This window comes from Microvirga solisilvae (genome assembly GCF_022808595.1).
Lineage (GTDB): Bacteria > Pseudomonadota > Alphaproteobacteria > Rhizobiales > Beijerinckiaceae > Microvirga > Microvirga solisilvae.
Genome location: NZ_JAKUCN010000002.1, coordinates 368,345 through 389,361, shown reverse-complemented (window position 1 = coordinate 389,361; position 21,017 = coordinate 368,345). Strand labels below are relative to the sequence as shown.

Annotated in this window: 24 protein-coding genes and 1 tRNA gene; 8 read left to right on the top strand and 17 right to left on the bottom strand. The window is 61.4% G+C overall.

The window, feature by feature from the left end; genetic code table 11:
- Positions 1 to 151: 151 nt before the first annotated feature.
- From MJ639_RS06475 to MJ639_RS06460, 4 genes are all read right to left on the bottom strand, one after another.
- The gene (locus MJ639_RS06475; protein WP_243369485.1) at positions 152 to 1,264 is read right to left on the bottom strand and encodes a Gfo/Idh/MocA family protein; all 1,113 of its coding nucleotides are present in this window, start codon (positions 1,262 to 1,264) and stop codon (positions 152 to 154) included.
- A 319-nt stretch (positions 1,265 to 1,583) separates the two neighbouring features.
- On the bottom strand, positions 1,584 to 2,369 hold the full coding sequence (locus tag MJ639_RS06470; protein ID WP_243369484.1) for an ATP-binding cassette domain-containing protein: 786 nt from the start codon (positions 2,367 to 2,369) through the stop codon (positions 1,584 to 1,586).
- A complete protein-coding gene (locus MJ639_RS06465) occupies positions 2,369 to 3,511 on the bottom strand; it encodes an ABC transporter permease (protein WP_243369483.1) in 1,143 nt (380 codons plus the stop codon). The genes MJ639_RS06470 and MJ639_RS06465 overlap by 1 nt, the downstream gene beginning before the upstream one ends.
- A 75-nt stretch (positions 3,512 to 3,586) precedes the next feature.
- On the bottom strand, positions 3,587 to 4,525 hold the full coding sequence (locus MJ639_RS06460) for a sugar ABC transporter substrate-binding protein (RefSeq protein WP_243369482.1): 939 nt from the start codon (positions 4,523 to 4,525) through the stop codon (positions 3,587 to 3,589).
- Between the two features lie 263 nt (positions 4,526 to 4,788).
- Between MJ639_RS06460 and MJ639_RS06455 the strand changes: the two genes are divergently transcribed.
- On the top strand, positions 4,789 to 5,649 hold the full coding sequence (locus MJ639_RS06455) for a MurR/RpiR family transcriptional regulator (RefSeq protein ID WP_243369481.1): 861 nt from the start codon (positions 4,789 to 4,791) through the stop codon (positions 5,647 to 5,649).
- 48 nt (positions 5,650 to 5,697) lie between these two features.
- Here the strand turns inward: MJ639_RS06455 and iolG are convergent, their stop codons facing one another.
- Positions 5,698 to 6,687 carry an inositol 2-dehydrogenase gene (gene iolG / locus MJ639_RS06450; protein ID WP_243369480.1) on the bottom strand — a complete coding sequence of 330 codons (990 nt, stop codon included), beginning with the start codon at positions 6,685 to 6,687 and terminating at the stop codon, positions 5,698 to 5,700.
- A gap of 144 nt (positions 6,688 to 6,831) precedes the next feature.
- Between iolG and MJ639_RS06445 the strand changes: the two genes are divergently transcribed.
- The 4 genes from MJ639_RS06445 (at position 6,832) to iolB (ending at position 12,418) form a co-directional block, all read left to right on the top strand.
- Positions 6,832 to 8,745 carry a bifunctional 5-dehydro-2-deoxygluconokinase/5-dehydro-2-deoxyphosphogluconate aldolase gene (locus tag MJ639_RS06445; RefSeq protein ID WP_243369479.1) on the top strand — a complete coding sequence of 638 codons (1,914 nt, stop codon included), beginning with the start codon at positions 6,832 to 6,834 and terminating at the stop codon, positions 8,743 to 8,745.
- Positions 8,746 to 8,846: 101 nt separating this feature from the next.
- Complete coding sequence (gene iolD, locus MJ639_RS06440; RefSeq protein WP_243369478.1) at positions 8,847 to 10,694, top strand: 3D-(3,5/4)-trihydroxycyclohexane-1,2-dione acylhydrolase (decyclizing); 1,848 nt, start codon at positions 8,847 to 8,849, stop codon at positions 10,692 to 10,694.
- A 23-nt stretch (positions 10,695 to 10,717) separates the two neighbouring features.
- On the top strand, positions 10,718 to 11,602 hold the full coding sequence (gene iolE, locus MJ639_RS06435) for a myo-inosose-2 dehydratase (RefSeq protein WP_243369477.1): 885 nt from the start codon (positions 10,718 to 10,720) through the stop codon (positions 11,600 to 11,602).
- Positions 11,603 to 11,614: 12 nt separating this feature from the next.
- A complete protein-coding gene (iolB, locus tag MJ639_RS06430; RefSeq protein ID WP_243369476.1) occupies positions 11,615 to 12,418 on the top strand; it encodes a 5-deoxy-glucuronate isomerase in 804 nt (267 codons plus the stop codon).
- Between the two features lie 78 nt (positions 12,419 to 12,496).
- Here iolB and MJ639_RS06425 read toward each other — a convergent pair whose 3' ends face one another.
- Positions 12,497 to 12,919, bottom strand: a complete 423-nt coding sequence (locus MJ639_RS06425) for a PilZ domain-containing protein (protein WP_243369475.1) — start codon at positions 12,917 to 12,919, stop codon at positions 12,497 to 12,499.
- A 201-nt stretch (positions 12,920 to 13,120) separates the two neighbouring features.
- Positions 13,121 to 13,432, bottom strand: coding sequence for a hypothetical protein (locus tag MJ639_RS06420; protein WP_243369474.1), 312 nt, complete (start codon positions 13,430 to 13,432; stop codon positions 13,121 to 13,123).
- Positions 13,433 to 13,731: 299 nt separating this feature from the next.
- On the opposite strand from MJ639_RS06420, the gene MJ639_RS06415 reads away from it, so the two are divergent.
- Together MJ639_RS06415 and MJ639_RS06410 are read left to right on the top strand one after the other, a co-directional pair.
- Positions 13,732 to 14,097, top strand: a complete 366-nt coding sequence (locus MJ639_RS06415; protein ID WP_341482626.1) for a MarR family winged helix-turn-helix transcriptional regulator — start codon at positions 13,732 to 13,734, stop codon at positions 14,095 to 14,097.
- Between the two features lie 53 nt (positions 14,098 to 14,150).
- Positions 14,151 to 15,464, top strand: coding sequence for an MFS transporter (locus MJ639_RS06410; RefSeq protein WP_243369472.1), 1,314 nt, complete (start codon positions 14,151 to 14,153; stop codon positions 15,462 to 15,464).
- A 34-nt stretch (positions 15,465 to 15,498) separates the two neighbouring features.
- On the opposite strand, the gene MJ639_RS06405 is transcribed toward MJ639_RS06410, so the two are convergent.
- From MJ639_RS06405 to MJ639_RS06360, 10 genes are all read right to left on the bottom strand, one after another.
- A tRNA-Arg gene (locus MJ639_RS06405) sits at positions 15,499 to 15,575 on the bottom strand.
- 157 nt (positions 15,576 to 15,732) lie between these two features.
- A complete protein-coding gene (locus tag MJ639_RS06400; protein WP_423790759.1) occupies positions 15,733 to 16,449 on the bottom strand; it encodes a TerC family protein in 717 nt (238 codons plus the stop codon).
- 152 nt (positions 16,450 to 16,601) lie between these two features.
- Positions 16,602 to 16,913, bottom strand: a complete 312-nt coding sequence (locus MJ639_RS06395) for a hypothetical protein (protein WP_243369471.1) — start codon at positions 16,911 to 16,913, stop codon at positions 16,602 to 16,604.
- A 106-nt stretch (positions 16,914 to 17,019) separates the two neighbouring features.
- On the bottom strand, positions 17,020 to 17,769 hold the full coding sequence (locus MJ639_RS06390; protein WP_243369470.1) for a pseudouridine synthase: 750 nt from the start codon (positions 17,767 to 17,769) through the stop codon (positions 17,020 to 17,022).
- A complete protein-coding gene (locus MJ639_RS06385; protein ID WP_243369744.1) occupies positions 17,766 to 18,692 on the bottom strand; it encodes a class I SAM-dependent methyltransferase in 927 nt (308 codons plus the stop codon). Before MJ639_RS06385 ends, MJ639_RS06390 begins: the two co-directional genes overlap by 4 nt.
- A gap of 72 nt (positions 18,693 to 18,764) precedes the next feature.
- Positions 18,765 to 18,986: a hypothetical protein gene (locus tag MJ639_RS06380; RefSeq protein ID WP_243369469.1), complete on the bottom strand. Its 222-nt coding sequence runs from the start codon at positions 18,984 to 18,986 to the stop codon at positions 18,765 to 18,767.
- A gap of 20 nt (positions 18,987 to 19,006) precedes the next feature.
- Entirely contained in the window at positions 19,007 to 19,270 is a 264-nt protein-coding gene (locus tag MJ639_RS06375; protein ID WP_243369468.1) for a hypothetical protein, read from the bottom strand.
- Between the two features lie 42 nt (positions 19,271 to 19,312).
- The gene (gene infA / locus MJ639_RS06370) at positions 19,313 to 19,591 is read right to left on the bottom strand and encodes a translation initiation factor IF-1 (RefSeq protein WP_091134704.1); all 279 of its coding nucleotides are present in this window, start codon (positions 19,589 to 19,591) and stop codon (positions 19,313 to 19,315) included.
- A gap of 95 nt (positions 19,592 to 19,686) precedes the next feature.
- On the bottom strand, positions 19,687 to 19,896 hold the full coding sequence (locus MJ639_RS06365; RefSeq protein WP_224315204.1) for a cold-shock protein: 210 nt from the start codon (positions 19,894 to 19,896) through the stop codon (positions 19,687 to 19,689).
- 325 nt (positions 19,897 to 20,221) lie between these two features.
- Entirely contained in the window at positions 20,222 to 20,536 is a 315-nt protein-coding gene (locus MJ639_RS06360; RefSeq protein WP_243369467.1) for a hypothetical protein, read from the bottom strand.
- A gap of 191 nt (positions 20,537 to 20,727) precedes the next feature.
- On the opposite strand from MJ639_RS06360, the gene MJ639_RS06355 reads away from it, so the two are divergent.
- Positions 20,728 to 21,015, top strand: a complete 288-nt coding sequence (locus MJ639_RS06355) for a hypothetical protein (RefSeq protein WP_243369466.1) — start codon at positions 20,728 to 20,730, stop codon at positions 21,013 to 21,015.
- Positions 21,016 to 21,017: the final 2 nt, after the last annotated feature.

The window sequence follows — 21,017 nt, the reverse complement described above, 5'->3', positions numbered from 1 at the left end:
GCGTCAGCGCGACGGGTGAGGGCATGCCCTTTCCGGATATGGCATTCCCTCACCCCTGCCCCTCTCCCACTCGGGAGAGGGGATGGTTCCGCGCCACTCTTGTCATACGATCCCGGGTTCTGCTCCGCAGCCCCGGGATGACGCTAGATGGTCACACCTCCACCCAGCGCCCCTCATGCGCGCTGCGCGCCATCGCATCCACCGTGCGCTCGATGCGGATGCCGTCCTCGAACTCGATGAGATGCGCTTTCTCGCTCGCGATACGGCGCATCAGCTCGCGGCATTCGATGACCTTGAGATCGTTGAAGCCGAGACCGTGACCGGGCGCGGGGATGAACTTGTCGTAAGGCGGATGCTGCGGGCCGGTGAGGATGGTACGGAAGCCTTGGCGATCACGCGCGCCATCCACCGTGTAGAGCTGCACCTCGTTCATGCGCTCCTGATCGAAAACGATGGTGCCCCTCGACCCGAAGATCTGCATGAAGATGCGGCCCTTGCGGCCCCAGGCGGAGCGGTTGAGCGCGAGCAATCCGGAAGCGCCGTTTTCCAGCTCCATCAGCACGCTGGCGATGTCGTAGGTTTCCACCGCGCGTCGTCCTGCACCCTGCACCGGACGATCCGTGTAAGGCTTCGCCATGTGGCCGCACACGCGGCGCACGCCGCCGAGCAGAACCCAGAGCAGGCTCAACGGATGCACGCCGAAATCGTCGAGCGCGCCGTGGCCCGACGATGCCTCGCTCTTCCAATAGAAGAAGTCTTCCGGGTTCGCCATGAAATCCTCGTCCATCTCGAGGCGCACATGGTTGACCTCGCCGATCTGACCTTCGTCGAGAATGCGGCGGATCAAGCGCATCACCGGATTCTGAATATAGTTGTAGCCGAGTGCCGCCACTTTTCCTGAAGCGCGCGCCGCGGCCAACATGCGTTCCGCATCGGCGATCTTTGTGGCCATGGGCTTCTCACACCACACGTGCTTGCCGGCTTCGAGCGCTGCAATCGCCATATCTGGATGGAAGGCATTGGGCGTGGTGATCGACACAACGTCGATGGCGGGATCGTTCATGAGGATGCGCCAATCGCCGGTTGCGCGCTCGAAACCAAGCTCATGCGCTTTTCTCTCAGCCAAATCCTGAGAAGCCTCTGCCAGCATCGCCAGACGCGGTCGCTCCACATCCCCGAACACGGATGCCACCGCATTCCAGGCCAGCGCATGGCACTTGCCCATATAGCCGGTGCCGATGAGGCCTATACTTAGAGACTTCATTCGCGATGCTCCTGAAACGGCAGACAGCTTCCTTCGGAAAACCTCACACGTCATGGCCCGACTTGTTCCGACTAGAAAGGCGCGACGACTCCACCCCCCTCTCCCGTGTGGGAGAGGGGTAAGGGGTGAGGGAAGGTGCTGACCGAACTGGCGCCGTCATCATCAACCGCGCCTTGAACCCTCTCCCGCAAAGGGGAGAGGGCGAAGGGTGTTCTTTATTCTGCACCGGCATTCCCTCTCCCCTACCCCTCTCCCACACGGGAGAGGGGTTCAATGTATGAGTGTTGTGCTCGCTGGAAGAATGATGCGGTCTGACATTTCAAACCATCCCGCCCAATTCCTCCGACACCGCCTGCAATTCCTTGCCGCCGGCCATGAGGTTCTGCAGTTCCTCGATCTGGATTTCGTCCTTCCGATAGGTGCCGAGCGTCTTGCCGCGATTGAGCACCGTGAAGCGGTCGCCCACCGCATAGGCATGGCGCACATTGTGGGTGATGAAGATCACGCCCAGCCCCTTGCTGCGCACCTGATGGATGTATTTCAGCACCATGGAGGTCTGCGCCACGCCGAGCGCGGATGTGGGCTCGTCGAGGATCAGTACCTTCGCGCCGAAATAGACCGCGCGGGCAATCGCCACGCATTGCCGCTCGCCGCCGGAGAGCGTGCCCACCGCCTGATGCGGATCGCGCACGTCGATTCCGATCTTGTGCATCTCCTCGCGGGTCACCGCATCGCAATGGTCGAAATCCACCCGGCGGAAAGGCCACACGCCCTTCACCGGCTCTCGGCCCATGAAGAAATTGCGCGTCACCGACATGAGCGGAATCATCGCGAGATCCTGATAGACCGTGGCGATGCCCGCATCCAATGCATCGCGCGGACTGGTGAAGGTGACGGGCCGGCCTTCCACCATGAACTCGCCGGATGTAGGCTTGTGCACGCCGGCCAATGTCTTGATCAGCGTCGACTTGCCCGCGCCGTTGTCGCCGAGCAGGCACATCACCTCGCCGCGATGAACGGAGAGCGACACGCCGGACAGCGCGATGACCGAGCCGAAATGCTTGACGAGATTGCGGATCTCGATGAGCGGATTGTCTCGTTCCATCAGCGCTCTCCCGTGACTTTCCGGCGGATGAAGTTGTTGAAGAGAACAGCGAGCAGTAGCATGGCCCCGAGGAACACCTGGAACCAATCGGAATCGAAGCGGGTATAGGTGAGGCCGATGGAGACCATGCCAAAGATGATGGCGCCGAAGAACGCGCCGATGGCCGAGCCGTAGCCGCCGGTGAGAAGGCATCCGCCGATCACGGCGGCGATGATCGCCTCGAACTCTTTCTGGAAGCCGCGCCGCGCATCGGTGGAGCCTGCGTCGAGCACGGTGAGGATGGCAACCAGCGCCGCAGCACAGGCGGTGAGCATGAAGAGGCTTGTCTTTACGCGATCCACCGGCACACCGGAATTGCGCGCCGCATTGGCGTCACCGCCTGCCGCAAAGATCCAGTTGCCCGCGCGGGTGCGCAGCAGCAGCCACGTGGCGGCGAGCGCCATGCCGATGAACCAGAGGATCGATACCGGAACACCGGTGACGGTGGGCGTGCCATTGGGGAATTTGGCGATGAGGTCATGCGCGGCGAGCCACGAGAACAGGCCTTCGAGCGCCGTGCCGGAAAAGATCTCGCGCACCCAGTCCTCGCCCGATTGCGCACCGATGCCGCGCATCTGCGTGGAGCCGCCTGTCGCCCATTTGAGACCGACCAGCGAGAGGCCTCGCAGGATGAACAGGAAGGCGAGCGTGACGATGAAGGATGGCAGGCGCGTGCGAATGACGATCTGCCCATTCACCGCGCCGAGAAACGCCGCGACGACGAAAGTGGCCGCGATCGCGACGATCAGCGGCAATCCGCTCAAGGTAATGAAGGCACCGAAGACGAGGCCCGTGAAGGCCACCATGGAGCCGATGGAGAGATCGAACTCCCCGCCGATCATGAGAAGCGCCGCGGCAATCGCGAGAATGCCGAGCTGCGCCGCAGGCGAGAGAATGTTCATCACGCCAGCGAGTGTGAACATGGATGAATCGGCGGTGGAGAAGAAGAAGATCGTGACGAGGATCAAACCTGCGAGCGCGCCGAGTTCGGGACGGCGCATGATCTTCGTCAGGAGGGAAACCTCTTTCAGCCGCTCATCCTGAAGTTTCTTGACGGCGGGAGCCGGTGTCAGATCGGCGACGGGCTGTGTGGTGTTCACCATGAGCACCTCCCCTCTTGAAAACGCATGAGAACGAAAAGCCCGCACTCCATCGGGAGCGCGGGCTTGAGATGACGTTTAGCGAATGCCCTTCGCGGAGAGATCGATCACCTGATTGGCCTTTTCCTTCGTGACCAGGTTCGGGCCGGAAGGCACGTTGCCGCCGGGCATCAGGCCGTATTTCGCGTTGAGCGCGAGGAAGGCCACCGGGAGGTAGCCCTGCAGATATTGCTGCTGGTCGATGGCGAAGACCGCTTCGCCCGCCGCAATCGACTTGAGGAAGCCCGCCGACATATCGAAGGTGGCAACGCGCACCGCGCCCGTCTTGCCCGCATCCTTCACCGCCGCGACACTCGGCTCGCCCGCCGTGCCTGCGCCGAGCGCGAGGATCGTGTCGATGGAGCCGTCAGCCGCCAGCGCCGCCTTCACCTTGGCGCGAATGTCGGTGGGGTCGTTCGAGACCGGCAGCACCGTCACCTTGCCGCCGAAGCCTTCCGTGAAGCCTTTGCAGCGCAGATCGAGCGACACGTTGCCGACTTCCTGGTTGACGCAGATGCCGGTCTTGCCGCCCATCTCCTTGAGCTTCGCGCCGGCGATGCGTCCGGCCTCGACCTCATCCTGGCCCACATGGAGCATGGCGCCGAGTTTCTTCGACACGTCGGAGCCGGAATTCATGGAGATCACCGGAATGCCGGCGGCGACCGCCTTCTGGATCGAGGCGGTGAGCGCCGAGGCGTCGGGGATCGACACCACGAGGCCCGCGGGTTTCTGGTTCACTGCCGCGTCGATGAGCTGGCTCATGGCCACCATGTCGAAGGTTTCCGGCGCGCGGTAATCGACCTGGACATTCATGTCCTTGCCGGCCTCAGAGACGCCGTTCTTCACCACCGACCAGAACGGGTCGTTGGCCTGGCCATGGGTGACGACGATGATGCGGTTGCTTTGGGCCGCGGCGGGTGCGGCGGCGGCGATGGTCAGGGCTGCTGCGGCAACGAGACCGGTAACAAAAGACTTCATGGCTTCCTCCCGAATGGGTTCTTTGACGCCCTGCGCATCAGGATCCCGATGCGCAGGGCGTAGGCCCGAAGCCCCCACGTGAGAGCAGAAGGAAGCAAATTGGTTTTAAGCCGAATCACCGGCTGTTGTTGGCGCTTCCTCTGTCGATCCGGTCGTCTCTAGATATAGAACGCCAGAACCTTTTTGTTTATATAGTGGAATATTCATTCCATTTATCAAGGATCGGTGTCAAGGTCCCCGATCTGAGGCTTAAGGTGGAAGGCATGGAAACCGGGAAAAGCATCGAGGTGGCAGAACCTACCGGAGAAGTGCCAGGCGACTACGACGGTCTGCGGGCGCTTCTGCTGAGCCGTCGCGACTCGATGCCCAAGCGCCTGAAGCAGCTGGCCGCCTTCGCCATGGACCACCCGGAAGAGGTCGCCTTCGGTACCGTCGCCGGCATCGCCGAGCACGCGGGCGTGCAGCCTTCGACCCTGGTGCGCTTCGCCAAAAGCCTGGGCTATGACGGCTTCTCCCATCTCCAGCAGATCTTCCGCGACCGGCTGCGCGAGCGCTTTCCCGATTACCGCGAACGCCTGAAGGGATTGCGCGATCTCGAAGGAGAGCACGTGCATGCGGCCTCGCTTCTCGAAGGTTTCGCCAACGCCGCCGCGATCTCGCTCGAGAAGATGCGCGATTCCGTGCGGCCGGAAGAACTCTCCCGCGCCATCGAGACTTTGGCCAAGGCCGATACGATCTATCTGCTCGGCGCGCGCCGGGTATTTCCGATCGCCGCCTATTGCGCCTATGCCTTCGGCAAGCTCGGTGTGCGCGCAATCCTGATCGACCATGTGGCGCAGCTAGGTCCCGAGCAGCTCGCCACCGCAACACCGCGTGATGCGGTTCTCGCCATAAGCTTTACACCTTATGCACCCGTCACCGCCGATCTCGCGGCATCGGCGGCACGCAGCAACATCCCCGTGGTGGCAATCACGGATTCCGCCTTCAGCCCGCTGGTGACGAGCGCTGATGTGTGGATCGAAGTGGCGGAGGCCGATTTCGGCGCGTTCCGTTCATTGTCCGCATCGTTCGCGCTCGCCATGGCGCTCGCCGTCGGCACGGCGGAGAAACGGGCGGAAGGGTAAAAACACTCTTCATCCGGACATGAAAAAGGGCGCCGAAGCGCCCTTTCTTTAGACTCTTACCGGCTTTCCGGTCTGCGCCGATTCCGTCGCAGCATCCGCGAGGCGCTGCGCCATCAGACCGTCGCGGCCCGTCGGGTTGCATGGCTTGCCGTCACGGATCGCATTGAGGAACGTGGTGAGCTCGTCGCGATAGGCATCCGCATAACGCTCCAGGAAGAAGTCCTGCACTGGATCGGCGGTGACGCCCGATGCATTCGCTACTTCGACCGTGGTGCGGTGGATGTTGCCCGCACGGATCATGCCCTTCGAGCCATGCACTTCGATACGCTGATCGTAGCCGTAAGTCGCGCGGCGCGAGCACGAGATCTGCACGATCTTGCCCTTCGCCGTCTTCAGCAGCACGGCGGCCGTGTCCACATCACCCGCCTCGCCGATAGCCTTGTCGACCAGCGAGGAGCCAACCGCATGCACTTCCACCGGCTCGTCGCCGAGCAACAGGAAGCGCGCCATGTCGAGATCGTGAATCATCATGTCGCGGAACAAACCGCCCGAGGTCTTGATGTAGCTCACCGGCGGCGGGCCGGGATCGCGGGAGAGAATCGTCACCAGTTCCACGTCGCCCACCTCACCATCGGCAAGACGCTTGCGAAGAGAAGCAAAGTTCGGATCGAAGCGGCGGTTAAAGCCGATCATCAGCGGCGTGCCCGCCTTCTCCACGGTCGCAAGGCAGCTCACGATGCGCTCGCTCGACAGATCCACCGGCTTCTCGCAGAACACAGCCTTGCCCGCCTTCGCGCCGCGCTCGATGAGATCGGCATGCGTCGTGGTCGGCGTGCAGATGAGAATGGCATCCACGTCCGAGCGCTCGACGATCTCCTCCAGCGAGGCAACCTCGGCTCCCGTGGCCGCCGCCAGCTCCTGCGCAGAGGGAGCATGCGGATCGGCGACCGCCACGAGGCGGGCGTCGGGATGATTGGCGGCATTGCGCCCATGAATGCGACCGATGCGGCCGGCGCCCAGAACGGCGATCCTGATCATGTTTCCCCCGATGTTGTTTGCCGGCTATCGGCAAGTTTGGAATTGATATTCCAGGATATGATGCTAATAGAATAAACGTTCTATAACTGCAAGGGCCAGAACAGAGCCCTGGCACGGTCCGAGGACCGGCGCGGGAGGAATAGCATGAAGCCAGCCCTGGATGTGATCACCATTGGACGCGCCTCGGTCGATTTGTACGGCCAGCAGGTAGGCGGACGGCTAGAGGACATGGCCTCCTTCTCGAAGGCCGTCGGTGGCTGCCCGGCCAATATCGCCATCGGTACGGCGCGCCTTGGCCTGAAGTCGGGCCTCATCACCCGCGTCGGCGACGAGGCCATGGGCCGTTTCATTCGCGAGCAAATGGAGCGCGAGGGTGTCTCCACGGAGGGCATCGTCACCGACAAGCAGCGTCTCACCGCGCTCGTGATCCTCGGTGTGAGGGATGAGGATTCATTTCCACTGATCTTCTACCGCGCCGATTGCGCCGACATGGCGCTGACCGAGGACGATATCGACGAGAGCTTCGTGGCGTCCTCTGCTGCCATCGTCGTGACCGGTACGCATTTCTCTCGCGAAACCACCGCCGCCGCACAGAAGAAGGCGATCCGCATCGCCAAGGCGAACGGACGCAAGGTCGTGCTCGACGTGGATTACCGCCCCAATCTCTGGGGTCTTCTCGGACATGGCGCGGGCGAGTCCCGCTATGTGCGCTCGGATGCGGTCACCGAGCATTTGAAGCCCATTCTCACCGATTGCGATCTCATCGTCGGCACGGAGGAAGAACTGCATATCGCAGGTGGCTCGGAGGATACGCTGCAGGCGATCCGCACCATCCGCTCGATCTCGAAAGCCACCATCGTTTGCAAGCGCGGCCCCATGGGTTGCGTGGTGTTCCCCGGCGATATTCCTGCCTCGCTTGATGACGGCGTGAAAGGCCCCGGCTTCCCGGTTGAAGTCTACAATGTGCTCGGCGCGGGCGATGCGTTTCTCTCCGGCTTCCTGCGTGGATGGCTGAAGGACGAGAAGCTCGAGACCTGCTGCGCCTATGCCAATGCGAGCGGTGCTTTTGCCGTCTCTCGCCTGCTCTGCTCGCCGGAGATTCCGACCTTCCCCGAACTACAGCACTTTCTGAAGGAGGGCAGCCGTCACAAGGCACTGCGCTTCGATGAAAAGATCAACCACATCCATTGGTCGACGACCCGCCGCCCTGCTTCCGATACGCTTATGGCGCTCGCCATCGATCACCGCATGCAGCTGGAGGTGATGGCGAAAGAGGTTGACGCCTCTATCGACCGCATTCCCGATTTCAAGGTGCTCGCCGTTCAAGCCGCTGCGAAGGTGGCGAATGGGCGCGAAGGTTTCGGCATGCTGATCGACGGCACTTATGGTCGCGAAGCCCTGTTCCGCGCCGCCGATCATCCGTTCTGGATCGGGCGTCCTGTCGAATTGCCGGGTTCCCGCCCGCTCGATTTCGAAGGCGGCGGCAGCATCGGCGCGAAGCTCGTGGAATGGCCGGTCGGCCACACCATCAAGTGCCTGTGCTTCTACCATCCCGACGATCCGCCGGAATTGAAGCAGCGCCAGGAGCGTGAACTGCTTCGCATCCACGACGCCGCGCGCCGCATCGGCCGCGAATTGCTGGTCGAGATCATCGCCGGCAAGCATGGGCCGCTGAAGACAGATACGGTCGCCGGCATCGTGCAGCATCTCTACGATCTCGGCATCAAGCCCGATTGGTGGAAGCTTGAGCCGCAGCAGGACAAGGCTGCTTGGAACGCTATCGGCAAGGTCATCACCAAAAACGACCCCTATTGCCGTGGTATCGTGCTGCTCGGCCTCGAAGCACCGGAAGATGAGTTGGAGATGGCCTTTGCCGCCGCCGCCAGCGAGCCGCAGGTAAAGGGTTTCGCGGTCGGGCGTACGATCTTCAACGATGCCGCGCGACGCTGGCTGAAGGGCGAGATGTCGGACGAAGCTGCAATTGCCGATATGGCCGGCCGCTTCCAGCGCCTCGTCGATTGCTGGCAGCGCGTGTCCGGCCAAGCCAAGGCTGCCTAAGACGAAGGGCGGAGCCGATCACCGGTTTCGTCCTCTTTTCATGACAAACAAAACCTGAGAACGCTGCCGACATCATTCGGCGCATTTTGAGAGAAACGCTCATGAGCACGATCCGCCTCACCATGGCGCAAGCCGTCGCCCGGTTCCTCACCGCGCAGAAGACGGAGATCGATGGACAAATCCTGCCGCTTTTCGGCGGAGTCTGGGCCATCTTCGGCCACGGCAACGTGGCGGGTATGGGCGAGGCGCTGCACGGCGTGCGCGACCAGCTTCCCACCTTCCGCGCCCATAACGAGCAGGGCATGGCCCATGCCGCCGTTGCGTTTGCGAAAGCTTCGCGCCGTCGCCGCATGATGGCCTGCACCACCTCCATCGGCCCCGGTGCGACGAACATGGTGACGGCGGCAGCCGTGGCGCATGTGAACCGTATTCCCGTGCTGCTTCTGCCCGGCGACGTCTTCGCCAATCGCAGGCCCGATCCGGTGTTGCAGCAGATCGAGAATTTTTCCGATGGTACGGTGTCGGCAAACGATTGCTTCAAGCCCGTCTCCCGCTATTTCGACCGCATCACGCGCCCTGAGCAGATCATTCCCGCGCTCCAGCGCGCCATGGCCGTGCTCACCGACCCCGCCGATTGCGGACCGGTGACGCTGGCGCTCTGCCAAGACACGCAGGCCGAGGCTTACGATTATCCCGAGAGCTTCTTCGCGGAGAAGGTGTGGACACCGCGCCGTATTCGTCCCGACGAGACCGAACTCGCGGAAGCCGCCAACCTTATCCGCAATGCCAAGAAGCCTTTCATCGTGGCGGGCGGCGGCGTGCTCTTTTCCGGAGCGGAGAAAGTGCTGGCCGACTTCGCGCAGAAGCACGGCCTCTTCGTCGGCGAAACGCAGGCCGGCAAGTCGAGCCTGCCTCATGACCACCAAGCCAACCTCGGCGCTGTCGGCGTGACCGGCACGGGTGCCGCGAATGCGCTGGCAGAAGATGCAGACGTGGTGATCGCGGTCGGCACGCGCCTTCAGGATTTCACCACCGGCTCCTGGGCGCTGTTCAAGAACCCGAGCCGCAAGATCGTCGGCCTCAACGTGCAGCCCTTCGATGCCACCAAGCACAGCGCGCTGCCGCTCGTCTCCGATGCACGTGTGGGTCTCGAAGAGCTGAGCCGTGCGCTCGGCAGCTGGAAGGCGTCCGATGCGTGGGTCTCGAAGGGTCGCGAGGAGAAATCGCGCTGGTTCGACTCATCTGCTCGCTTTACTGATCCGACCAATGTGGAACTTCCCTCCGATGCGCAGGTCATCGGCGCGGTGCAGCGCACCTCCTCTCCAACCGACGTAGTGGTCTGCGCGGCGGGCGGTCTGCCGGGCGAGTTGCACAAGCATTGGAAGGCGAGCTCTGCGCTGGGATACCACATGGAATACGGTTATTCCTGTATGGGCTACGAGATTGCGGGCGGACTCGGCGTGAAGATGGCAGATCCGAAGCGCGAGGTGATCGTGATGGTGGGCGACGGTTCCTATCTCATGATGAACTCGGAACTCGCCACCTCTGTGATGCTCGGTCAGAAACTCACCGTCGTTCTTCTCGACAACCGCGGTTACGGCTGCATCAACCGCCTGCAGCGCGCCACCGGCGGCGAGAGCTTCAACAACCTGCTGCAGCATACGAACCACGTGACGCTGCCCGACATCGACTTCGCCGCCCATGCGGCGAGTCTTGGCGCGCAATCGCTGAAGGTGAAGAGCATTGCGGAGCTGGAAGATGCGCTTAAGAAGGCACGCAGTGCGGATTGCAGCACCGTCATCGTCATCGATACTGATCCCCTCATCTCCACCGATGAAGGCGGCCATTGGTGGGATGTGGCGGTGCCGGAAGTTTCCGTGCGCGAACAGGTGAACACCGCCCGCAAGAATTACGAAACGGCTCTCGGCGCGCAGCGCGTGGGCGATTGATTGAAACAGAAGGAATAAGAGCCATGACGATCCGTATCGGGGCGAACCCCATCGGCTGGTCCAACGACGACATGCCGGAACTCGGCGGCGAGACGCCGCTGGAGGTGTGCCTGGCTGAGGCCAAGGAAGCCGGCTTCGAGGGCATGGAGCTCGGAAACAAGTTCCCGCGCGAGCCGGAAGCCCTGAAGAAGGCGCTCGCGCCCTTCAACATGGCCTGCGTGTCGGGCTGGTACTCTGCAGAGCTTCTCAAGCGCGATGCCGATGCGGAGATGAAGGCCCTGCGCCCGCATCTCGATCTCCTGAAAGCCATGGGCTCGAACGTACTCGTGTTTGCCGAGACCTCGAACGCCATCCACGGCGACCGCTCGAAGCCTCTATCGCAGCGCCCTGTGATGCAGGATGGCGACTGGGCCGAGTTTGGCCGTCGCATCACTGAAGTGGCCGAGCGCACGCTGCAGGAAGGCGTGCGCGTGGTGTACCACCACCATATGGGCACCATCGTGGAATCGGAGGCCGATATCGACGCCTTCATGCGCTCCACTGGCGAAGCAGTTCACCTGCTGCTCGACACCGGCCATGCCACCTGGGGTGGGGCGGACCCTGCAGCGCTTGCTCGCCGCTACCGCAGCCGCATCAGCCATGTGCACACGAAGGACGTGCGCAAGAGCGTGATGGAAAAGTCGAAGGCGGAAGGCTGGAGCTTCCTCGATTCGGTCATCGAAGGCGTTTACACGGTGCCGGGCGACGGCATGGTGGATTTCGTTTCCGTGTTCAAGGAACTGCCGGGCTATAGCGGCTGGGTGGTGATCGAGGCGGAGCAGGATCCGAAGAAGGCTCATCCGCTCACCTATGCCAAGATGGGCTATGCCAATCTCACCCGCTTCCTGAAGGAAGCCGGCCTGCGCTAAAGGATCGATCTAATGTCCAAGCTTCTCGTCAAACCGTCGAAGCCCGATTCAACCGGGCGTATCCACGCCATCACGCCGGAATCCGCCGGATGGACCTATGTGGGTTTCGAGGTCTACCAGCTGAAAAGCGGTCAGAGCTTGAAGCAGCAGACGGGGAGTCAGGAAGCTTGCATCGTGATGCTTTCAGGTCGCGCACATGTGGGCGCGGCCGGTGAGGATTTCGGTACGATCGGTGGGCGTAACTCGCCCTTCGAGCCGGATCCGTGGTCGCTTTACGCGCCTGCCCAATCCGAATGGTTCTTGAGAGCGGAGACAGATTGCGAGATCGCTGTCTGCACCGCACCTGCGGAAGGCAAGCTTCCGGCACGTGTGATCCGTCCCGACCAGGTCGGCCAGGAAACGCGAGGCAAGGGCACCAACACGCGCCATGTGCGCAACATCCTGCCCGAAACGGAACCTGCCGAGAGCCTGTTGGTGGTGGAAGTGATCACGCCGTCCGGCCATTGGTCGAGCTATCCGCCCCATAAGCACGATCGGGACATGCTGCCGAACGAGTCGCTGCTGGAAGAAACCTATTACCACCGTCTCAATCCGCCAACAGGCTTCGCGCTGCAGCGGGTCTACACGGATGACCGCTCGCTCGACGAGACGCTCGCCGCCAGCAACGGCGACGTAGTGCTGGTGCCGAAGGGCTATCATCCCGTCGGCGCGCCGCATGGATATGAGCTGTATTACCTGAATGTGATGGCGGGCCCGAAGCGGGTCTGGAAATTCCACAACGATCCGGACCACGAATGGATGCTGAAGACCGCCTAGAGCATTTACGGCAACGTGGCTTCGGCCACCCGAGAAGATAGGATCTGATCTCTCATGGGATCAGATCCGAAGCCGTCCTTACTTCTCGATTTCGATCTTCAGCTGAATAACGTCAGCTGAGATTCCGAGAAGCCGCGCGATGCGATGACGGGTTTCATCCAGAATCTCCGGCACGCTCGAGTCCTCCTTGTCGAAGGTCACAGGCTTGCCGGTCTCGGCAGGAGCATTGATCGCGGTGTTCGACTCGTCGAGGAACATGACGCCATGATGCTGGCCGTCATACCACATGACCTGGGCGCGGCGGACGATCTTCTTCTTGGGGATCTGCAGCTCGAACTCGGCGGGAACTTTGACCGGCTGGGCGAAGACGATCCGCGCGCCGGCATCGGAGAGATCCCGCACGGTGCATTCCATCCGCGACAGACGATTGTTGTAGACGATATGCCCCTCAAGAAGAGTGCGCGAGCGCGGAGACGCGCGACGCTGCTCCAGCGGATTCATAAGTCCCCCTTGTCATGTCCCGCTATATGGCAGCAGAAGGCGGGACAAACCTAGTCGGCCATTTTTTCTAGACCGTTTGGCCGAGACTGCAACGCCCACGCAGACAGGCATCACAAAGCCCGGCCTTAATGGGTAATACAGTAACCTATGTTTTGACAACCTGACGTGGCATTTATTCAAAGGTTACTTGCATAATTGCGCTCAGGGGTTGGCCGACCAGCCCGCAATCTGAGCCGGGCGCTTCTTCTCGGCAATGTTGGGAATGGCCGTCGGACGAGGCGGCACGCTTCTCGCCATACATTCCTGCATATGAACACGCCGGGCGTCCTTGATGAGGATCCGGTAATAGTCTTCGGACATGTTACGGGTCCGATGAAGCAACCTGGTTTCCTTATAGCAGGCATTCCAGCGGGCCTCGTGATCGCTGGCCATGAGGCCACTCCAATCCTGGGCGAAGGCCCCTGTGGCGATCAGGCTGCTCAAGCTCAATAAGGCAACAGTAACAACACGCATCTTCATGCTCCTGGCACGAAGAATATAAGCCCTTTTCCGTCCAGTTGTTGCTCCCCCATAAAGGCTCCTGCGGGCTACTTCATACGCGCTGAATTTTCTAGCGTTACCTCTGGAACTCATCTTGGAAGAATGTTGGTAGCAGGGAAATGTCCGCTTGAAGGGAGATCCCGGCAGATTCAGGCGTGCGCTCTTCGACTGTGAGGCCTGCATCATATCCAAATGAGGTGCCACTTGATTCCGGTGATATGCGGGCATATACACGCTTCATGAGTTCACCTTGCCACTGCACCCGCCTTCGCATGGTTACGCGGAAGATCTCCGCACTTTACGACGCTGCCCTTGCATCAGAAGGGATCAACGTCGCGCAATTCGCCATGCTTCGTAACATCGCGCGGAGTCAGCCCATCAGCCTGACCGATCTCGCCCGACGGCTCGAGCTGGACCGCTCGACCATGGGCCGCAACGTGCGCGTGATCGAAAAGATGGGGCTCGTAGAGATGGGAAAAGGTGAAGATCAGCGTGAAGCCGTGGTCAAGCTGACGACGGCCGGGGAAGTCTTGCTGGCAAGAGCCTTACCGCTATGGGAGGCGTGTCAGGACGACATGGCCAAGCGTCTTGGCCAGGATCGCCTCGACACAATCGGCGAGCTTCTCTCACTCCTCTAGTTTCTGCATTTTTTGGCACGAAACGGGCATATACCCTTAACAAGGATAAGAGCATGCAACCTATCGCCGCTTTCAGCGGGGCCGCCATTCCCGCTTTCTTCGCCCGTCGCGGCGTGCATTACGGTTGGGTAGTCGCTGCCGCGACCTTCCTGACCATGCTTGTGACTGCAGGAGCCGTCGGCACTCCCGGTGTGCTGATGGGCCCATTGCAGACGGAATTCGGCTGGGCGACATCGGACATTTCCTCGGCCTTCGCCATCCGCCTCGTGCTTTTCGGGCTGATGGGCCCCTTCGCGGCAGCCTTCATGAATCGCTTCGGACTACGCCCCGTCGCGACTGTCGCCCTTGGGTTGATCGCAGCCGGCATTTTCGGCTCGTTCTTCATGAGGGAAATTTGGCAGCTGATGCTGCTCTGGGGTGTCGTCGTCGGTTTCGGAACGGGGCTGACGGCGATGGTGCTCGGTGCAACGGTCGCAACCCGTTGGTTTTCGCAGCGGCGCGGCTTCGTGATCGGCTTGCTGACCGCGAGCACGGCAACGGGTCAGCTTGTCTTCCTGCCACTGTTGGCTGCGTTGACGGACCGATTGGGCTGGCGCGGCGCACTCGCCTTCATGCTCGTCATGCTGTTCATCGCCGCATTGACCACGCTTCTGCTGCTGCGCGACCGGCCTTCCGATGTGGGCCTTGTTCCCTACGGCGCAGTGGAGGCATCAGGCGCGCCCGCACCGGCCCAACCGACCACGCTCAAGGCCATGCTCGCCTCGCCGCTGATCGCCCTGCGCGATGCAAGCCGCACCGGAATATTCTGGGTGCTGTTCGGGACGTTCTTCATCTGCGGCGCCAGCACCAACGGGCTGGTTCAGACACATTTCGTGTCGCTGTGCGGCGATTTCGGCATCGCGGCGGTTGCGGCGGCGGGCGTGCTCGCCCTCATCGGCGTCTTCGACTTCGTCGGTACCGTCGGCTCCGGCTGGCTTTCCGACCGGTTCGACAGCCGAAAGCTGCTCTTCTGGTATTACGGCCTGCGCGGTCTTTCGCTCATCTATCTTCCGTTCACCGACTTCAATTTCTACGAATTGTCGCTCTTCGCCATCTTCTACGGCCTCGACTGGGTCGCAACCGTACCCCCGACGGTGAAGCTCGCCGCCGATCGCTTCGGCGAGCGGGCCAATCTGGTTTTCGGTTGGGTCTTCGCCGGCCATCAGATGGGTGCCGCCTTCGCGGCTTTCGGAGCCGGCGCCATCCGTACCGCCTACGAAACCTACCTGCCCGCCTTCTTCATCGCCGGTCTGCTCTGCATCGTTGCATCGCTCGCCGTGATTGCGGTGCGGGGCCAACAGAAACAACTCGTTCCGGCAGCGTCCTGATTCGATTGTCTTGGGAAACGCTGTCTTGGGAAATTGGCGCACCCGACACGATTCGAACGTGTGACCTTTGCCTTCGGAGGGCAACGCTCTATCCAGCTGAGCTACGGGTGCGTGGGGCCTTGGGCCTGACTCTTCCCTACCTGATCGGGGCTCTCAAGACAACCTCTGACGGCGGGCCTTCTGCTCGGACCACAAGCCCACTAGCGAGGCCTTGCCGCTCCAGCAAGGAGCGACAGGCCGATCATAGCCCTTTCTAAGGCCTTATCCCTTAGGCCTCTTCACCGGCAGTCCGGCGGCGCACGATGTAGCCCGTCGCTACGACCAGAAGCGCTCCTATGACGGCGCTCGGGATTTCCGCCTTATGGCCGAACTCCTGGCCGAGTTTTCCGATAAGCCAGGGATCGGAGATCAGCATCTCACCGGCGACCCAACCGAGGAGCGCCGCGCCAGCCCAGACCAAAAGGGGCATCCGGTCCATGAGCATCATGATGAGCGCTGCGCCCGCCACGATGAGGGGAATCGAAATCGCAAGGCCCATGACGAGCAGGAAAGTCGAATCCTGCGCCACGGCCGCAATGGCCAGAACGTTGTCGAGGCTCATAACCGCATCAGCCACGGCAACCGTCCACACGGCGTGCAGCAGGCGATCCGTTTCCTTCACCGACCCTTCCTCGTCATCGCCGGAGAGAAGCTTCACGGCGATCCAAAGCAGGAGAGCGCCGCCGATGATCTTGAGGAATGGCGTCGAGAGGAGCGCCGCAACGAGAATCGTGAACACGATGCGCAGCACAACCGCCACGCCCGCGCCGAGGATCATGCCGAGGCGACGCTTGTCGTCCGGCAGGCCGCGACAGGCCATGGCGATCACCACTGCATTGTCGCCGGACAGAATGACATTGATCCAGATGATACCGAGAATTTTGAGAAGTTGAGGGAGGAGAGCTTCCATGATTTTGAGAACTTGCTTGGTGTTCGGAAGAAGCATGAATCTCAATTCCATGGGGATCATGGACGAAGAGCTGCAACGATTGAGCCCAAGGATTCGAAGCTGCTTCTGAAATAAAAAATGACGCTGTTGTTCAAGCGCGCGATGATCGCCCGGAGATCCGCATGAAGCGTCCCTGGCGCAAGCCGATCTCAGATGGCAGGAGGCCCTGTAGCATGCCGGCGCGACATGAAGGTGGCGAGGCTAAGCGTATCGGCCGCGCTTGGACGAACGCTTCCACCGATCTCGCCGATCCGCGAGCAGCAGACGTCGCGCGGCGGAATGAGAGCATCGAAGTCGCCTTCCTCGCCCCAATCCGGTTCTCCTCCATCGGAGAGATCCGACAGCGAAAGCGTTTCCTCAAGCTGGAGGAGGAACGGACTCTCGGGAGATGCATTCGCGCATGCGGGCAACCATGCCAGGAACAGAAGTCCCAACAAAGTTTGCAGGATCACACGGGACATGCGCGAACGGATCAAGGCTCTACCCAGCCGGGCTGCGAATTCCGATAGCGCCCGGCCCGATCTTGAGTACCTGATCGAGGTTGCAGGAGCAACCTGAGCAGCAAATTCAAACGCTTTTCGCAGGCGGCAGAATCAAGGCCAGATCGGCTTCGGTGAGGAGCCTGTACTCTCCAGCCTTCAAATCCTCCGGCAGAACAAGATCGCCCATCCTGTCGCGGTGAAGGGCTGTCACGTGGTTGCCTACGGCCGCGAACATGCGGCGGACCTGATGGTAGCGTCCCTCGGTCAATGTAAGCGTGGCGCTTGTCTCCGAGATCTTTTCCATAGCGGCCGGCAGAAGCGGCTTGTCCTCGCCTTCGAGCATCAGGGTGCCGGCAGCAAAGATCTCCGCCTCGTCACCGCGCAAGGGCCGATCGAGAGTCACGCGGTAGCGCTTCGAGATGTTGGCGCGAGGCGAGATGATCCGATGCAGCAGGTTGCCGTCATCGGTCATGAGCAGCAGACCCGACGTTTCCTTGTCGAGACGCCCAATGGTGGAGATCGCCGGATCGCGGCGGCGCCAGCGTTCGGGCAGAAGGCTATAGACGAGAGGTCCCGCCTCCTTGTGCGAGCATGTGACTCCCAAGGGTTTGTGCAGCATCAGCGCGAGGCCCGGCGGCGGATCGAGCGGCTTGCCGCGCACGATCATGCGCTCCGAAAGATCACGTGTGATGACGATACGCTGATCCTCGTCTTCGATCACTTCACCATCGAGCGTGACGAGGCCGGCATAGACAAGCTGCTGCACTTCGCGGCGTGAGCCGTAGCCCATATTGGCGAGCAATCGGTCGAGGCGAAGCGTTGGCACCTTGCTCATTTTTGCGCCTCATAAATCTTGTAGCCGGATGCTTCCGCGTGAAGCGTCACGCGTTTGAAGAGCGGCTTCAGAACGCCCTCGTAAGGTAGGTGCCGATTGGCGACGAGCCAGAGCACGCCGCCCGGACGCAGGGATTCCGCTGCCTTGCGGATGAAGCTCTGGCCGAGGCTCTGATCTTCCGCGCCACCATCGTGGAACGGCGGATTCATTACCACGAAATCAAGACCGGCAAGGCGCAGGTTGCGCACATCCGCCCAGCGGATTTCCACGCGCGCATCCTCGACGTTGCGTGCGGTCATCTCGGTCGCACGGCGATCGATGTCGATAAGGGTGAGATGCGTGACCTTAGAAGATTTGAGGATCGTGCCCGACAGGATGCCGATACCGCAGCCGAAATCCGCTCCCTTGCCGCTGAGCGCAGGCAGGTGCTGCTCCAGCAGCGCGCTGCCGGGATCGAGACGGTTCCAACTGAACACACCGGGCTGTGTCCAGAATCCGATTGCCTCGTCGAAACGCGGCGCGCCCTCGCTCAAAGCCTCTTCAATACTTGCAAGCTGTACGGGCTGCCTGCAGATGCAGATCCGGTAATGGCGCTTGGAAGTCTCGTCGACGGCGCATCCGAAACTCTTCAGCTCCTTGGCCAATCGCGAGCCGCCCTTGTCCTTGGGGGCGAGAGCCGTGAGCACGCCTTCGGGTGCGAGCGCCTTCAGGGCCAGGGCGGTCGCGTAGCGGCGCTCGACCGTGCCGGGTGGCGCCAGCAGCACCATCTCAGTCAGGGAGCCTTCCGCCAAATCCTCGAGCTTTCCAGAGCCGGGGATGAGGGGCGAGAACTGGGTGCTGCCGGAAGGCTGCTCTGCCAGTTCCGTCGGAGGCGTTCCATAGATTCCGGTCGATATGATGTCTGGCAAGGCTGCTCGATCCATACTGAACAAGTCGTGTTCTTATTATGCCGAGGCCTGGAACGTAAACCTGAAAGCCCTGCTCTTCGTCTAGGACTAGTGAGCTGAAAGCCGTTCCGGCTTCGCGGCAACGGCCCGGATCTCGGATTCGCCGACGGCACGCTGTGTGCCCATCGTGGTATGCCGGATCCTGTAGCCGAACTCGCCATTGGTCGCTTCCGGCATGAGGCGGACGATCTCGTAAACGCCGTCCGTCCGGTCGGCGAAGCGAGATCCGGAAGAATGGACCAGTTGGCCCAGCGAAAATTTGTGGCTCATGAAAGCTTCCTGTGGCGTGATCAGTTGAGAGATGTCGAGCGGGGCAGCGTGTGTGCCTTGATCGGCAGGGTATGCTCGACTTCGGCATCCATGCCCTGATCGATGATCTCCGCCAGAACCATGGTGTCCTCGGCCTTCATGGCGCTGGCCGGATAGATCTGAAACTCGCTGTTGCTCTCGACGACGATAGCGTCACGACCGAAGCGCAGAACGCAGTTGGTCTGGCGCATCAGCCATTCCGGCACCAAATCGCCGGCTTCGAAAGTCCAAGTTTTGTCTGGCATTGCGAACCTTTCGCGGACTGAGGCTCTCAGCCCCCGCGGCGTTTATCGGCGGCGAAACTGCGGACGGCGTGCGCCTGCCGGGCGGGGAGCACCCGAGCCGCTGTCCTTGTGACGGAAGATGAGCCGGCCCTTGTCGAGATCATAAGGGGACATCTCGACGGTCACGCGGTCGCCCGCGAGCGTCTTGATGCGGTTCTTCTTCATCTTACCGGCCGTATAGGCGACGATTTCGTGCCCGCTCTCCAGCTTCACCCGATAACGGGCGTCCGGCAGGATCTCTACGACTTCGCCTTCGAATGTGATCAGTTCTTCCTTGGCCATTGAGAAAATCCTTTGCTGAAAACAAAAAAGCCGCTCCCGAAGGGCGGCTTTGCCAAGCGGCGCAGGGAGCTGCGCCGCCTGATAGAGACAGGTTTTTAGGCCGTCTGGATGTTGTTCACGGCAACCTTGCCGGAGCGGCGGTCTTCAGCCGTGTCGAAGGTGACCTTCTGGCCTTCGCGGAGGCCGCGGATGCCGGCGCGCTCGAGAGCCGTGGCGTGGACGAAGACGTCCTTGTCGCCGTTGTCAGGCTGAATGAAGCCGAAGCCCTTCTGGTCGTTGTAGAACTTAACGGTACCCGAAATCATGGGAGTATCCTTGGTTTGTATGCGTCAGTGCACGTGAGCGTGAGGCGAGCGACAGCGCGCCCTTGCTCGGGTTCGTCGATGTTTGGGAAGGCTGTCTGAACGTGCGCCTGGCATGCCAAGGCGTAACGGCCCGATTGTCCGGCCAAATGTCGATAAGAATGACCTAGTGCCCTGATGAGGCAAATACAAGGCGTTCGGCGAATTTAATGAATATTTCTTCGCCCACCAAAGCGGGAAAGGCATGCTATTTCACTGAGACGACTTTTCCTGAACTTACGATAATCCCTTCTACAGCATGCATTTACGGTGCAATTTAACCGTAATCTTAGCGGCAGATGATCGTCGCGCTCGGGCAGATGGCAATATAGGCCTGGGTCGGACAATAGGTTTGTCGGAAGGTTTCCGTGATCGTGCAGGTGACATGCACCCGGTAGCCCCGCACCGGCGCGGCGCCGATGGGCGCGTGCAGGACGGAATAGCCGAGATCCTGATCCGCCAGGCGGGCGATGGCCCGCTCAGGCACGACAGGCGTGATACGGGCGGTCCGGGTCACAGTCACCCGGGCCATGTCGGCGGCTAGAGCTCCCTGAGCCAGAAGGCCAGTCGCGACAAGCGCAATCCCCATCATCTGAAGCTTCATGCTGGAACCCTCCCTAGCCCGCAACCAACGGCAAAGCCTGCGGAAGAATAAATGCGCAAAGCGGCTTTCGGATCCGAAGGGACCTTGTCCGCCCTTTCCACAGGTGGCCCGATCCGGGGCGGCTTTAAACAAGCGGTAGGATCTTGTGGGCCATAACCCCCTTCGACACGTTGTGAAGTGAACGGGATCACATGCATCACATCCACCTTGCCGAGGGGTTGCGGCTTCGCTTTCCGGCGCGCAGCGCAGATTTCGACCAGGGCGTCGAGGTCGGCATGCTGGCGGCGCTCATGAGCCAGGACATCTCGGAATTCAGCCGCCGCATCTCGAAGGCCAATGTCGGACAGGTCCGTGCTGTCGCTGACCAGTTCGGCTATCGCCTCGTGGAAGGCGAAGAGGCCGAGGATTCCATCACCCTCACTTTCTACAGCCGCGCCGCGCGACCGCGCCTGCGCGTCGTGCATTCAGCGGGAGCCTGACC

Excerpts from the sequence above, each read along its gene's own strand:
- MJ639_RS06445 (WP_243369479.1), top strand. The coding sequence starts at position 6,832 with ATGAAGCCAGCCCTGGATGTGATCACCATTGGACGCGCCTCGGTCGAT.
- iolE (WP_243369477.1), top strand. The coding sequence starts at position 10,718 with ATGACGATCCGTATCGGGGCGAACCCCATCGGCTGGTCCAACGACGAC.
- MJ639_RS06475 (WP_243369485.1), bottom strand. The coding sequence starts at position 1,264 with ATGAAGTCTCTAAGTATAGGCCTCATCGGCACCGGCTATATGGGCAAG.
- MJ639_RS06395 (WP_243369471.1), bottom strand. The coding sequence starts at position 16,913 with ATGTCCCGTGTGATCCTGCAAACTTTGTTGGGACTTCTGTTCCTGGCA.
- MJ639_RS06455 (WP_243369481.1), top strand. The coding sequence starts at position 4,789 with ATGGAAACCGGGAAAAGCATCGAGGTGGCAGAACCTACCGGAGAAGTG.
- iolB (WP_243369476.1), top strand. The coding sequence starts at position 11,615 with ATGTCCAAGCTTCTCGTCAAACCGTCGAAGCCCGATTCAACCGGGCGT.
- MJ639_RS06355 (WP_243369466.1), top strand. The coding sequence starts at position 20,728 with ATGCATCACATCCACCTTGCCGAGGGGTTGCGGCTTCGCTTTCCGGCG.
- MJ639_RS06360 (WP_243369467.1), bottom strand. The coding sequence starts at position 20,536 with ATGAAGCTTCAGATGATGGGGATTGCGCTTGTCGCGACTGGCCTTCTG.
- iolG (WP_243369480.1), bottom strand. The coding sequence starts at position 6,687 with ATGATCAGGATCGCCGTTCTGGGCGCCGGCCGCATCGGTCGCATTCAT.
- infA (WP_091134704.1), bottom strand. The coding sequence starts at position 19,591 with ATGGCCAAGGAAGAACTGATCACATTCGAAGGCGAAGTCGTAGAGATC.
- MJ639_RS06415 (WP_341482626.1), top strand. The coding sequence starts at position 13,732 with ATGGTTACGCGGAAGATCTCCGCACTTTACGACGCTGCCCTTGCATCA.
- MJ639_RS06465 (WP_243369483.1), bottom strand. The coding sequence starts at position 3,511 with ATGGTGAACACCACACAGCCCGTCGCCGATCTGACACCGGCTCCCGCC.
- MJ639_RS06460 (WP_243369482.1), bottom strand. The coding sequence starts at position 4,525 with ATGAAGTCTTTTGTTACCGGTCTCGTTGCCGCAGCAGCCCTGACCATC.
- MJ639_RS06380 (WP_243369469.1), bottom strand. The coding sequence starts at position 18,986 with ATGAGCCACAAATTTTCGCTGGGCCAACTGGTCCATTCTTCCGGATCT.
- MJ639_RS06365 (WP_224315204.1), bottom strand. The coding sequence starts at position 19,896 with ATGATTTCGGGTACCGTTAAGTTCTACAACGACCAGAAGGGCTTCGGC.
- MJ639_RS06375 (WP_243369468.1), bottom strand. The coding sequence starts at position 19,270 with ATGCCAGACAAAACTTGGACTTTCGAAGCCGGCGATTTGGTGCCGGAA.
- MJ639_RS06410 (WP_243369472.1), top strand. The coding sequence starts at position 14,151 with ATGCAACCTATCGCCGCTTTCAGCGGGGCCGCCATTCCCGCTTTCTTC.
- MJ639_RS06400 (WP_423790759.1), bottom strand. The coding sequence starts at position 16,449 with ATGCTTCTTCCGAACACCAAGCAAGTTCTCAAAATCATGGAAGCTCTC.
- MJ639_RS06425 (WP_243369475.1), bottom strand. The coding sequence starts at position 12,919 with ATGAATCCGCTGGAGCAGCGTCGCGCGTCTCCGCGCTCGCGCACTCTT.
- iolD (WP_243369478.1), top strand. The coding sequence starts at position 8,847 with ATGAGCACGATCCGCCTCACCATGGCGCAAGCCGTCGCCCGGTTCCTC.
- MJ639_RS06420 (WP_243369474.1), bottom strand. The coding sequence starts at position 13,432 with ATGCGTGTTGTTACTGTTGCCTTATTGAGCTTGAGCAGCCTGATCGCC.
- MJ639_RS06470 (WP_243369484.1), bottom strand. The coding sequence starts at position 2,369 with ATGGAACGAGACAATCCGCTCATCGAGATCCGCAATCTCGTCAAGCAT.
- MJ639_RS06390 (WP_243369470.1), bottom strand. The coding sequence starts at position 17,769 with ATGAGCAAGGTGCCAACGCTTCGCCTCGACCGATTGCTCGCCAATATG.
- MJ639_RS06385 (WP_243369744.1), bottom strand. The coding sequence starts at position 18,692 with ATGGATCGAGCAGCCTTGCCAGACATCATATCGACCGGAATCTATGGA.